12 protein-coding genes and 2 pseudogenes are annotated in these 12,513 nt (G+C 46.3%); 9 read left to right on the top strand and 5 right to left on the bottom strand.

The window, feature by feature from the left end; all coding sequences use genetic code 11:
* Window positions 1–147: 147 nt before the first annotated feature.
* A pseudogene (locus ASG81_RS33195) lies at window positions 148–417 on the top strand (transposase); the annotation flags it as partial.
* An 892-nt stretch (window positions 418–1,309) separates the two neighbouring features.
* On the opposite strand, the gene ASG81_RS25055 reads toward ASG81_RS33195, so the two are convergent.
* Window positions 1,310–2,278 (bottom strand): alpha/beta hydrolase, encoded by a 969-nt coding sequence (locus ASG81_RS25055; RefSeq protein ID WP_081417575.1) that lies wholly within the window; start codon window positions 2,276–2,278, stop codon window positions 1,310–1,312.
* 131 nt (window positions 2,279–2,409) lie between these two features.
* Between ASG81_RS25055 and ASG81_RS25050 the strand changes: the two genes are divergently transcribed.
* The 3 genes from ASG81_RS25050 (at window position 2,410) to ASG81_RS25040 (ending at window position 5,611) form a co-directional block, all read left to right on the top strand.
* Complete coding sequence (locus tag ASG81_RS25050) at window positions 2,410–3,264, top strand: helix-turn-helix transcriptional regulator (RefSeq protein WP_056640900.1); 855 nt, start codon at window positions 2,410–2,412, stop codon at window positions 3,262–3,264.
* Window positions 3,265–3,393: 129 nt separating this feature from the next.
* Entirely contained in the window at window positions 3,394–4,599 is a 1,206-nt protein-coding gene (locus ASG81_RS25045) for an MFS transporter (protein WP_081417574.1), read from the top strand.
* 19 nt (window positions 4,600–4,618) lie between these two features.
* Window positions 4,619–5,611 carry a quinone oxidoreductase family protein gene (locus ASG81_RS25040; protein WP_056640897.1) on the top strand — a complete coding sequence of 331 codons (993 nt, stop codon included), beginning with the start codon at window positions 4,619–4,621 and terminating at the stop codon, window positions 5,609–5,611.
* Window positions 5,612–5,758: 147 nt separating this feature from the next.
* Here the strand turns inward: ASG81_RS25040 and ASG81_RS25035 are convergent, their stop codons facing one another.
* On the bottom strand, window positions 5,759–6,457 hold the full coding sequence (locus ASG81_RS25035) for a class I SAM-dependent methyltransferase (RefSeq protein ID WP_056640894.1): 699 nt from the start codon (window positions 6,455–6,457) through the stop codon (window positions 5,759–5,761).
* A 227-nt stretch (window positions 6,458–6,684) separates the two neighbouring features.
* Here ASG81_RS25035 and ASG81_RS25030 point away from each other — a divergent pair, with 227 nt between their 5' ends.
* The 3 genes and pseudogenes from ASG81_RS25030 to ASG81_RS33190 form a co-directional block, all read left to right on the top strand.
* A complete protein-coding gene (locus ASG81_RS25030; protein WP_056640891.1) occupies window positions 6,685–7,116 on the top strand; it encodes a DUF3888 domain-containing protein in 432 nt (143 codons plus the stop codon).
* Between the two features lie 763 nt (window positions 7,117–7,879).
* On the top strand, window positions 7,880–8,161 hold the full coding sequence (locus ASG81_RS25020; RefSeq protein WP_056640885.1) for a hypothetical protein: 282 nt from the start codon (window positions 7,880–7,882) through the stop codon (window positions 8,159–8,161).
* A gap of 44 nt (window positions 8,162–8,205) precedes the next feature.
* A pseudogene (locus tag ASG81_RS33190) lies at window positions 8,206–8,351 on the top strand (phosphotransferase family protein); the annotation flags it as partial.
* A gap of 283 nt (window positions 8,352–8,634) precedes the next feature.
* Here the strand turns inward: ASG81_RS33190 and ASG81_RS25015 are convergent.
* Window positions 8,635–8,964: a hypothetical protein gene (locus ASG81_RS25015; protein ID WP_155971909.1), complete on the bottom strand. Its 330-nt coding sequence runs from the start codon at window positions 8,962–8,964 to the stop codon at window positions 8,635–8,637.
* Window positions 8,965–9,404: 440 nt separating this feature from the next.
* Here ASG81_RS25015 and ASG81_RS25010 point away from each other — a divergent pair, with 440 nt between their 5' ends.
* Window positions 9,405–9,944, top strand: coding sequence for a DinB family protein (locus ASG81_RS25010; RefSeq protein WP_056640879.1), 540 nt, complete (start codon window positions 9,405–9,407; stop codon window positions 9,942–9,944).
* 138 nt (window positions 9,945–10,082) lie between these two features.
* Here the strand turns inward: ASG81_RS25010 and ASG81_RS25005 are convergent, their stop codons facing one another.
* Both ASG81_RS25005 and ASG81_RS25000 read right to left on the bottom strand, forming a co-directional pair.
* Entirely contained in the window at window positions 10,083–10,319 is a 237-nt protein-coding gene (locus ASG81_RS25005) for a hypothetical protein (RefSeq protein WP_056640876.1), read from the bottom strand.
* Window positions 10,320–10,590: 271 nt separating this feature from the next.
* The gene (locus ASG81_RS25000; RefSeq protein ID WP_056640874.1) at window positions 10,591–11,016 is read right to left on the bottom strand and encodes a VOC family protein; all 426 of its coding nucleotides are present in this window, start codon (window positions 11,014–11,016) and stop codon (window positions 10,591–10,593) included.
* A gap of 246 nt (window positions 11,017–11,262) precedes the next feature.
* On the opposite strand from ASG81_RS25000, the gene ASG81_RS24995 reads away from it, so the two are divergent.
* Complete coding sequence (locus ASG81_RS24995; RefSeq protein ID WP_056640869.1) at window positions 11,263–12,141, top strand: sigma-70 family RNA polymerase sigma factor; 879 nt, start codon at window positions 11,263–11,265, stop codon at window positions 12,139–12,141.
* The last annotated feature ends 372 nt before the right edge of the window (window positions 12,142–12,513 follow it).

Below are 12,513 nucleotides of genomic sequence, written 5' to 3'. Positions count from 1 at the left end.
CGAGGCAGGAACAAGGCGATCCAGCTCCAAACACTCGCTAGACATAGCGTTGGAGACGCTACTGCCCTTGAAGAAGACAAATGGGAACTTAGGCACCTCATCGAAGAATATGAACGAATCTGCCACATCATTGATGAAGCGGACGAGATGATTGAAAAGCTATTGCCAGAGATCCCCTGTTCTGATCTCGTTCGATCCGTCGGTGTTTCCGTTCCTGCAACGGCTGCCATATTYGCATTTGGCGGGGACTTACGTAAGCTGTCTCACGGGAATCAGTTWTTGCGAAAGGCTGGATTAAACTTAGCGGAACGTAGTTCTGGTAAGTATAAGGGGCACATTAAGCTAACCAAACGAGGAAACTCATTACTRCGSAAGCATTTGTACTTCTCGGTGTTTCACCTCTTATCTCACAATCGTNGTAAGTATAAGGGGCACATTAAGCTAACCAAACGAGGAAACTCATTACTRCGSAAGCATTTGTACTTCTCGGTGTTTCACCTCTTATCTCACAATCGTRCATTCCAAGCCCTGCATGCACACAATATTGAAGTAAAACGAATGACGAAAATGCAATCCATGATGAAGTTGATTGGGAAATTGGCTCGAATGMTTGTAGCCATGGCGAGAGAAGGACAAACTTTCTCCGCGGATAAGGCTCAACCGCCACTAGCAGCTTAAYAACTAAATTCGCAACCCAGACACGTAGATTAGCTCGTTCGCAGGATTTCACAAAGAAAGCACGGAGTACCGAGATTTTTAGGCTTTAGGGCATAGACCCGTTCCGTTAACGTTGATCGGACTCCACACCTTGGATAGATAGGACGAAGGAATGTAAGGGCNGGAGTACCGAGATTTTTAGGCTTTAGGGCATAGACCCGTTCCGTTAACGTTGATCGGACTCCACACCTTGGATAGATAGGACGAAGGAATGTAAGGGCGTAGACCCGTTGAGATTTGGGAGAGTGAATCCCAAGGACCTTGTGGAGAGAGACGTGCAGTAAATCTTTATATGGAAGATGTTGTAATTAGACCAGCACCTTCTATTCCCGCATGCCCTCAAACGGATCTGCTTAGCCCATCTCATGTAATCCTTTAAACTCTTATTTAAACATGCATGTGAAATTCTGCGAATGAGTGAGCATTCGTGAGAAAATCCTTATTCTCTGAGGGAGCTTAGCCATTTTAGAAGAAATTCCGAGTCAAAAAACCTGAACTATTCATTTTCGATTTGTTTCCCTATTGCTTGGGTCAAGCAGTGTCACTTATAGGGAATGGGTTCAAGTTCTCGGCATCGCATAATGTCAAGAACTTATAGCTTTGCCCACGATCTGCCTCTTACTCCGTAACGGGCATCTCTGGGGCTCCTCTTATCTATGGACTGCAGGAATGCGTAAATATCCTCATAGACGGTATGGCCGTTATCGAACAGGTCGGTCATAGCATAAAACCCGTGAATCATCCCCGGATAACGGCTCAGCGTTACTTTGACCCCGGCTTCTATTAACCTGCGGCCGTACATCTCGCCCTCATCCCGCACCGGATCGTATTCGGCCGTCATGATTAAGGTCGGCGGCAAACCTGCAAGCCGCCCTAACATCGGTGATGCAAGCGGATGGGTCCGATCCGCTTCATCGTGCAAATAATGGCGCGTGAAATAGTCCAGTACATTCCGGTTCAAAAAATAACCGGAGGCAAACAGCCGCATGGACTCATACTCCTGAGAAAAGTCGGCCATCGGGCATATCAGGATTTGGCCGGCGATGCCGGGACCGCCTTCATCTCGAACTTGTTGGGCGACCACGGCGGCTAGATTGCCTCCGGCGCTGTCGCCCGCTACAAACAGTTTTTCTAGGTCAAAGCCAAGTGAAGTGCAATGCCCGGCAACCCATCTTGCCGCGAAGATAGCTTCCTCGGCGGCAACGGGAAATTTATGCTCTGGAGCCAAACGGTAATCGACCGATACGACGGCGCATTCCGTAACCGCAGCAAGCTTGCGGCAAAGCGGATCGTATTTCTCGACATCGCAAATCACGAAGCCACCCCCATGGTAAAAGACGATTGCCGGCAGCACGCCTTTTTTCAAAGGTCGGTATATCCGAAGCAACATATGGCCATGAGGACCTTGAACCTCTCTATCCTCTGTTAAGGCAAGCTCATACGCATCGGAGATGACCGTTCCGGCCACAACCTTCCGCAGTTCTTCGGGCTCGAGCGTGTGGGAAGGGGGAAGCGAGGCAATGTCCCGTAAAAATGTTTCAACCTGTACATGCAGCGTCATGTTTGAGATCCTTCCTTTCCAAGCCAAAAATATTGCGTTAAACGCTTGATTCGAGGTTAGCACTCCTTCTATACTTGAACCAGCAGGAAGTGTAACTAGTATAAAATCTACCCGGATTGGAGGTAGGCCTCATGGAAGCTATCCATCAACGGAAAGCGATAGGGGAATTTCTAAAATCGCGCAGATCAAGCCTGTCCCCCAGACAGTTTGGATTGCCGGAAGGACATACACGAAGGAGGACGCCGGGGCTGCGCCGCGAGGAAGTGGCACAGCTCGCCGACGTGAGCCTTACATGGTACACGTGGCTGGAGCAGGGCCGGGAAGTTTCGGCATCCGCCGAGGTGCTGGAACGCCTGGCCACCGCCTTGCAGCTGACGCCGGCGGAACGCCAATATTTGTACCTTCTGGCAGGACGGTATGCTTCTCCGGCACGGGATTTGTCAGAATATAAATTATCGCCCGCCTTTATGCATCTGGTGAACAGCACGCCATACCCCTTCTTCGTGATAGGGCCTGAAAACCGGCTTATCGCGTGGAATACGTTAGCATGCGAAATATTGACGGATTTTTCCGCCTTGCCGACCGAAGACATGCAGATGCTGCGGCTCGTATTTCTGCACCCGGCTTTCCAGACGAAAGTCGTCAATTGGGAGCAATCGACCAAGGTGGCGCTTTCTTTCTACAGAAAGCTTTACGACCGCACCGCCGACCAGCCGTGGTACATCGAGCTTATCGGTGAGCTGATGGAAAAAAGCAAGGAATTCGAAGAGTGGTGGCCGCTTCACGAGGTCGCGGACAAAAACGGGCTACAGGTAGAAATAGAACATGCGTCCATGGGACGGCTTCATTTCGAAATCATTACGTTCACCCAAATCAACGATCTAGAAAACTTGATGTGCTGCATCTATATGCCCTTGCCGGAAACGCAAACGGCCGAAAAACTGGCGGCATGGAAAAACGCCGATACGTCAAAAACCCGCATTTGAGCGCATAGCTCGGATAGCGGGTTTTTATTTTGGGGCTTCACCCTGTTAGTTTTTATACTAGTTAAAAAAATGATCTAGCTGCCCTCTCCTTCGCGGTGTAATGTGTTTTACCGAAAGGAGTAAACCGCTATGAAACCGTCTCTTTCCGATGTTTCACCTTCTCCGCTTCGTCCGCTGCTGGCTCTTGCGTTATGCGCCTTCGCCATCGGCATGGCCGAGTTCGTCATCATGGGGATATTGCCGGAAATCGCCGCAGACCTAAGCGTCTCAATCGCCAATACCGGATTTCTGGTTACCGGCTACTCGCTCGGCGTAGCGTTGGCGGCCCCATTCGTCATTATGCTGACGAGCCGCTTATCCAGAAAAAAACTGCTTGTTCTCCTCATGCTCCTGTTTGTGCTCGGCAATGCTCTGGCCGCTGCCGCCTCCGGCTTCGTGATGCTGATGACGGCCCGCATCCTTGCATCCTTGACACACGGCTCATTTTTTGGTGTTGCCGCCGTAGTTGCTGCAGGAATGGTGCGAACAGAGAAACGCGCATGGGCCGTCTCCATGATCGTAAGCGGAGCGTCCGTTGCCAATATCGCGGGCGTACCGTTCGGAACCTTTATCGGGCACGCATTCGGCTGGCGCTTTACCTTTGTGGCGGTTACGGCCGTGGGCGCCGCAGCCCTTATCGGTATTGCCCGGCTGCTTCCCGGCAACCGGAATATTCCCCCCCATTCTCTAAGGCGGGAACTCGGCGCTTTGGGAAAACCGCAAGTTGTCCTGTCGCTGCTGGTAAGTGCCGTATGCTTTGGCGGCGTGTTTATGACCTTCACGTACATGGCCCCGATCTTGGAGCAAATCACATCGTTCAGCCCCCAGTCCGTGTCCTGGATTCTCGTTTTATTCGGCATCGGTGTTACTCTAGGTAATTATGGGGGAGGCAGGCTCGCCGACTGGAGGCTGAATCCGGCGTTGATGGGGATAACGGCAGGTCTGGCAGTATGTCTATTTATGTTTAGTGCGGCTGCCGGGAGCAAACCTGCTGCGGTTGTTGAAGTATTCCTGCTCGGCGTATTCAGCTTCGGCATATTGCCGTGCCTGACCGTTTACGTCATGAATAAGGCCATGGAGGCTCCGAATCTGGTCACCACGATGAATGTATCCGCCTTGCACATAAGCAATGCTCTTGGTGCATGGCTTGGCGGAATCGTGATTGAAAGCCGGTTCGGACTGCCTATGGTACCGATGTTTGCCTCGCTCGTGACGATGCTCGGAATGATGCTGATGGCATTCAGCATCGCCCTGGACAGCAAACGAAAGAAAAAAGACATACTTATTTCGGATTAGTTGAAAGGAGAATGAATCAATGAAAGCTTTAGTTATCGATCAACCCGGCAAGGAACCTGCTCTGCGCCTGAAGGAAATGCAGACCCCTTCTGCCGCTCCCGGCAGGCTCACCATCGACGTCGTTTATACAGGTGTCGGCTTTGTGGATGTAATGCTCAGCAGAGGAGAATTCCCGCATGTTGCAGTACCGTTTATCCCCGGTTTGGAAGTTGCCGGTTATGTGCGGGAAATCGGAGAAGGTGTGGAAGGCTTTCGCATTGGCGAACCGGTAGCGGCGATGACACTCACCGCTCTCGGAGGATTCGCTTCCATCGCGTCGGTCAGGCCGGAATTGACCGTGCCGCTCGATCGGCTGGAGGCAAAGCTGGATCTGGCAACGGCGGCAGCCTCTATCGTGAATCTGGCCACCGCTTATATCGTCATGAAAGATGTGATTAGGCTGCGTGAAGGCGAGAGCGTTCTCGTTCATGCAGCCGTCGGAGGGCTGGGCGGCTTTCTGGGACAAGTCGCCCGCAGGCTGGGGGCCGGTAAGGTGCTTGGAACCGTAGGTTCGACTGATAAAACGGGACTAGGTTCCGACTACGGGTACGACGAGTTGTTCGTCAGGTCGCGTTTTATCGAGCAAACCCTAAACGCAACAGATCGTCAAGGAGTCGATGCGGTGCTCGATCCGGTCGGCGGCGACCTGAGAAGGTTAAGCCATGACGTGCTTCGGCCGTTCGGCCAGCTTGTCGTACTCGGCAATGCCGGCGGCCAGCCGGATGTAATGCAATCGACTAACGATCTGTGGTTCAACAATCAAGCTGTTGCCGGATTTCAACTCGGATCTTACAGTGATGCATTCCCCAGGAAGGTTGGCCAAAGAGCGATGGAGGCGCTGCAATTGCTCGCCAGACAAGAAATCCGATCGGACATATACGGCATATACCCCGTGGAAGAAGCAAATGAAGCTCTCCGCGTGTTAGGAACGGGTGCGACCCGGGGAAAGCTTCTGCTGAAGATGGCCAATTAGTCAAGCTGGGTTCAATCGGGAGGCAAGGAATCATTTAATTAATGCGGGTCGGTGAAATTGAACCAGCGGCGGTCATGGACGGGAATATTAGTCTAGACTGCTGCTGTTTACTGAACTAGCGTACCCGTTACTTCAATAACTTAATAGCTATTTATCCGCCAGTATAGTAAATTCCCAAGGAATATTTTCATTATTCCATCCACGATGTTCATCAAACTTCCGCAATCTGAAACCTGATGCAATGACCGAATTGATAATGTCGCTCAGAGTGTACGATCGAATTGAGACATCAGGAAAATCCAACTGTTCCTTTTTGTCAAAGGAACCTTTGTACGCCACATCTCCGTTTCTTAGTTCYGTATCAAAATAGTTTACTTCCCCGTGGGTTAAGATACATTTACTTAAGGGATGAAAATCACTTAGAATCATTTCCCCWCCATCTTTCAATAAACCATAAAGAATAGTCATAAACATTTCGAGATCACCGAAATAATGCAATATCCCTCCTTCTAAATATAGGATATCAAAATATCCTCCGTAYTTATTCAGATCAATATCATAAATATCAGTGACAATATAATCTATTGTGGTATTTGYACGTGCAGCCAGTTCTAAGGCATATTTCCTATTTTCCTCAGAGATATCGAATACAGTCACCTCTGCTCCTAATAAAGCTAACGGAACAGCTTTTCTACCATTTGATCCACAAAGATTGGCAACCCTTTTACCTCCGACATGTTCAAAATGGTTTTTATGCTTTTCCTCAGGAGAACCATCTCGTTTATTCCAAAATTCATAAGCTCGATACTCCCAAGCCTTTTTATTTTTTCTACTTTGTTCATTCAATTTGGTTTCCCCTCTCTTATCACGAATGCTAACTCCATATAATTCCATACGTTAGTAAACAATCCTGCACGTTAGCTTAATAGAAAGAGCAGGCCACCGCTGCACCTGCTCATCCATGTGAACTATCGTTGCCCGTTAGCGGAATAACATGGTTTGTCAAACGAAAGCAATTTCATAATGAATAATAATAAATTTCAATGGAAATTATATCTGCAAGGTGATTTCAGTTGAAAAAACTTGTAAAGTATTCACTCCCAATTGCATTTCTAGTTCTGGCTTCGGTAACTCAAGCTTTACCAACCCATGCCGAACCAAAAGAAAACACAGTTTATAAAACGACATATGCAACAACCGAAAACATTTTTTTAGATACCATACATCCTGAGTTAAATAAATTCGTGCTAAACAAGTATGGTTCTCTAGTGCCTTGGGCTGATTCCAACATTGTAGAAATAAAACGTCTTGTAAGTCCCACTAAATTTACTTATCAAGTAAAAATAATATTTAAGGTCTTCGGAGAAGGGGGAAAAGATTGGGGTATTGACCAGATCACTCTAAATTATGATTCCCATTATCATAATAAAGAATTAAAAGACCCTTCATTAAAACCTGAAATTGAATTGGTTGAATACCAGCATGTTATACCAATTCCAAAATAATCAGTAAAGGATACGTTTAAAAACGTGTCCTTTTATTTTGTTATATTTCCCTACTATCGCTAGCGGAAAAGGCTGCCGATTCATTGCTGTTGATGTTGTTTATTGAGTTATGACTTGATACCACCACCATAATAAAAGAAATGGAATACAACAGGCAATCAATATTAATATAACAAGAGCCTTATTTTTTACTTGTTTCATGTATATCCTCCATTAGTTAGAACAGCAGGCTGCCGAGCGAATCATCAGCAGCCTTCGTAGTGAAGTATTATGGAGCTATCGTAATCCGTTAGCGGAACAAACGATGAGTTATAAACGTCTATGTTAATGTTGATCTATTAGTAAAGGGGTGTRTGAGATGCACAGCGTAACTACGACTAACGAGATAACTATAAAGAATTTCGCGTTACTCATTCTTTCGCTATTACTACTTAYTTTAAACACGGGCTGCATTAAGGACGAACARAACACCGGATATGAACCGCCAAATCCAAAAATAAYAGTTAACGGAACAAACGTCCATTACCTACTCGGATCATACCAGTGGAAAGGTACTATTGCCGATTCGCCTACTCCGCTAAAAATATCCAATGATGTCAAGCCAGCAGTTGCTCCAGCATCATCGTTATTAAAGGTTGAATTTTCTTACAAGNACAATATACGAGGAGTGGTAGAGTTGTTGAAGAAAAAGGGCTTTAAGGGATCTTGATGTTGTCGATGGTGGCAGTGCTGGTATTCGCGGCTGCATGCGGTAACAATACAAATGGTGGATGCTATTGCCGATTCGCCTACTCCGCTAAAAATATCCAATGATGTCAAGCCAGCAGTTGCTCCAGCATCATCGTTATTAAAGGTTGAATTTTCTTACAAGCCTGAAAAATTACAACTTATAGCCTGGCCATCAGAAAAAAAACAGGCTTACAGTGAACCAATGGAAGGTTTCGAAGCCGTCCTTCCCGCGGAAAAAGGGCGTTATATCTATGCTTTATCGGGCGTTTGGAAGGAAGGACGGGGGGACTACGTGTTCATTATAGAGATTAAATAAGTGTAGCTCGTAACATACGGAACGCAGCTCAGCTCTCGAATGATGTGAAGAAAGAGATAATTGATTATTTGGAACAACTACCGGACGGAAACTGTCTATGCCATGGTGATTTTCACCCGGATAATGTCATGATCGGTGAGCGAAATTGGGTAATCGATTGGATGACTGGAATGGTCGGTAATCCTGCCGGNCGTCCTTCCCGCGGAAAAAGGGCGTTATATCTATGCTTTATCGGGCGTTTGGAAGGAAGGACGGGGGGACTACGTGTTCATTATAGAGATTAAATAAGCGCATCCTTTTTATACTTTCTGTAGTTCAACGGTTTCGACTGATTCGTAACAGAATGTTTAGCGTACAAAAAAAGCCATCCTGTTGAGGATGACTCTGCAGCAATTTTCAAAARCTGTATTTTTGTTCAATAAGGAACCATTAGGCTTCTTTTACGTTAAGCGATGCCGCGCCTTACATCGCTTTTACATCTCTATTTTTCCCTCTTTATTTAGCAAAACGAACAAAGGAAGCTTCTTGATATTTAGTGCTTTTACATAATCCTTTGCATATTCAACATCAATAAATTGGGTTTTCCTTATATCTAATTTCTTTTGGGTTTCTTCTGCGTTAACGAATTCATTTAAGTCTTTCCAAAGTTTATTCTTTTCTTGTGCAGACATAAACTTACTAAATACGTACAGGCTATGTTCTCCATTATCAGGAAGCATTTCATTAATAACTTTTTCTTTATCAATTGAACACCCACTCAACAAGAAAACCGCCATCAAGAATAACAAAAAAATTTTGGACATTTGATAAGTCCCCCCCAAAAAAAAATACCCATACATCTTATTAACGTAAGGGACTCCATAAAGTTCCACCTTATGATCCTTAAACAATTTAGCAGTTATTACAATTAACCTGCCAGTTAGCTTAACCAAAGAAAGGGAACAGCTGCCGTAGCAAACTGCTCCTTGTATGTACAACTATCGTTACCCGTTAGCCATACATGCTGCATCGTCATCTACTTCTTCATCATCGCTGTAGGTATCATGCTACCAGCATCCTTATTCCCGTATGCATCTTCTGGGCTAGCTTTTTGTTTCTACTACTCCTTGAGTCGATTCGACTCAAGAAAAATGGCATTTTTTCTTCTTCACCATTCCGAGATCATAACACTGACATATAGTTGTCAGGGTTGCCATAGTATGATGAAAACAATAGTAAATAACAAAAACCGGAGGTTGTTGAAATGACAAATCACGTTGTGAGATTTTACGACTATCATGTATGGGCAAACAAAATAATCTTTAATCGATTAAAGGAGTTACCGCGTCACCTATACAATCAGGAAATTCAAAGCGTGTTTCCTTCGGTGTCGAAGGTCATGGCGCATATATATAAGGTTGATTGCGGATGGCTAGACATCCTTATGGGAAAAAGTATGAAGGAAGCTATTGAAGATTCTTTTCAGCTCCAGGAGGATGCCGAAGCCAGGAGCCTTGAGGAACTAGAAGTTATGTACGACGACTTGTCCATGAGGTTCAAAACGTTTATTAATGAGCATGAGGATATTGAGAAAGAGGTTGTTTTGGATAATCCTTACGCCGGAATATTAAACACCAGATATTCAGAATTTATTATACAAGTTGTAAATCATGGCACGTACCACCGCGGAAATCTGTCTGCTATGCTTCGTCAAATGGGCCACTCCTCTGTCATGACGGAATACGGACTTTTTATGTACAAGGATGAATCAAACACTAGTATGACGACAGCTCCCACCAATTAGGACAATTACAGTCTTCCGCTGGATGCTTAAGCATGAATGGTTTTATCTCAAAGGGAGCCTGTATCATCACTTGATGATACAGGCTCCCTCTGCATTATTATTGAGCTATCGTACCCGTTAGTTGAATGATTTTCTGAATTAATCACTGAAATTTTTAAACAGAGACTCCAACTCTTTAACATTATAAAAGTCTCCATCGTTGATAAATTTTTCAACCTCTACTGTACCATCTTCCAAAAATTCTATCTCCCACCGTTGACCAGGAATAGCTACCTCAACCATGATAGCTTCATTTCGGACTTTATTTAATTTATAAAATATATTATTATCCTCTAATTTGTTAAGAAAAGTAATTAACTCTCTTAGACCAGCCACATCTTCACCCCACAGTAAGCATGTTACAAATTATATTATAGATCCTTGTAGCATTATCCTGCCAGTTACTTCAATAGAAAAGAGGAGCTGCCACATAGCAAACTCCTCCACTATCGTACCTTACCCGTTAGCGTAAAGACTTGATCCTTCCAAGTAGGGTATGGTCAGGTGAACTGACTCTTCAAAAAGCAAGCGGCCCTGCCGCTAACGATGCGACAGAGCCACTAGATCACCTACTAGCTGTACAAGAGTGAGTACTTAAAACGATAGATCACTGGCGTCCTTTTGTGAGGATCCGGAACGTGACGCCGAATTTATCCGTTACATTGCCGTAAGCGGGGCTGAAGAAACTTGCTTGCAGCGGCTCGTTCACTTGACCGCCCTGCTTCAGTGCTTCAAAATATTGGGTAGCTTTATCTTTGTCATTGGTTTGAACAACGATAGTCACTTGCGTTCCCTTCTGGTAGCTACTGCCGGTAAAATGGTCGGTGAGCTGAAACTCCGATTCACCGATTTTCAAGACGGCGTAGCCTACCATGTTTTTCTTCTCCGGAGGCAGCGGGGATTCCGGGTTTCCCGGCACATCGCCAAATCGCAGCATGTAGACAACCTTGGCATCCAGCGCTTTCTCGTAAAAATCGATGGCCTCATTAGCGCTGCCGTTCATTTCAAGAAAAGGGATCAAACTCGTACTCACAACAATCATCTCCTTAGTTTAAATGGTTTTTTGCCGGGACACCAGGTAGCCTCTTCTTTCGTATTGGCCGGTTTCCCTTGTCACTAACTATGTCGGAAGTCAGCAAGGAAACGTGACCGATCGGTGTAAATATTTTTAAGATGAGAAGCTTAAGAAATGAACTGCAGTTTTCGTACATATCTGTCACATCTGTTGAGTTTCGTTCGACATATAAGTAAAAAGGAAACGAAGGAAGGAATGTGACGCATGAACGATCATAATTGGCTTGTGGAACAATTCGAGGCGCATCGGAATCACCTGCAAGCGGTGGCTTACCGGATGCTCGGATCTCTGAGCGAAGCGGATGACGCTATACAGGAGTCATGGATACGTCTTAGCCGCTCCGATACTAGCGGAGTCGAGAATATGGGAGGATGGCTGACAACAATAGTCTCGAGGGTGTGTCTTGATATGCTGCGATCTCGCAAATCGCGGCGCGAGGAGCTTACGATGGTTAGTATACCTGAGCCGGTTACTAGCCACCAAGACGGAAGCGACCCCGAGCACGAAGCGCTGCTGGCCGATTCTGTCGGTCTTGCTATGCTCGTGGTCCTCGGAAATTTAAATCCCGCCGAACGCATTGCGTTCGTGTTGCACGATATATTCGCCTTGTCTTTCTCGGAGATTGCTCCAATTATAGGGCGTAATGAGGCCGCAGCAAGACAGCTTGCGAGCCGCGCACGTCGCCGGGTTCAGGGTGCCGAGACGACTTCGGAAACAGCGGAGCTCAAGCGAAAACGAGAGCTTGTCGATGCGTTCCTTGCTGCATCGCGCACCGGAGACTTTGAGAAACTTCTCACGGTATTAGACCCGAATGTCGTACTCCGAAACGACACTGCATTTTCGCCGGTCTCCAATTCGCCGGTTGTTCACGGTTCGCAAGCCGTGGCCATGCAATTCGCTGGTCGTGCCCAGGGCGCGCGGCTGGTGATCGTGAACGGATCTGTGGGCGTCATCGTGGCTCCTCGTGGCCGACTGCTCTTCGTACTCGAACTCACGGTTGCGGATGACAAGATCACCGAGATCGACATGATTGCCGATCAGGCACGCCTTCACCAGCTCGACATAGCAGTTTTGAACGATTGATAGGTTAACGAGTCAAAGAGCTGCAACAACGCTAAAATAGAATACAAAAACATAGAAAAACGCACTGTCACGGTCGCAGACAATGCGTTTTTTTGTGCCTTATCGGTGAAATGATTCCTTAGCCGTAGAAAATCTCTCAACCAACTGTTAACGAAAGTAGGGAGGCGCACCATAAGTTAAAAGGACTACTGTCACGCTATCCTGCCAGTTAGTTGAGAAGACGGCGGCCATTCACCTGCTGCCGTCTCTTCGTGCTTATTTTGCTATCGTACCCGTCCCTCGGTTTTAAGGGTTTATCTCACATATACTCACTCATTCGCAGGATTTCGTCGCCATGGAATACAGCTGTTGTTCAGAAAGCAAGCTCATTAG

Source organism: Paenibacillus sp. Soil522, from assembly GCF_001428245.1.
Taxonomy (GTDB): domain Bacteria; phylum Bacillota; class Bacilli; order Paenibacillales; family Paenibacillaceae; genus Pristimantibacillus.
This window is presented reverse-complemented; position numbering and strand designations above follow the sequence as displayed.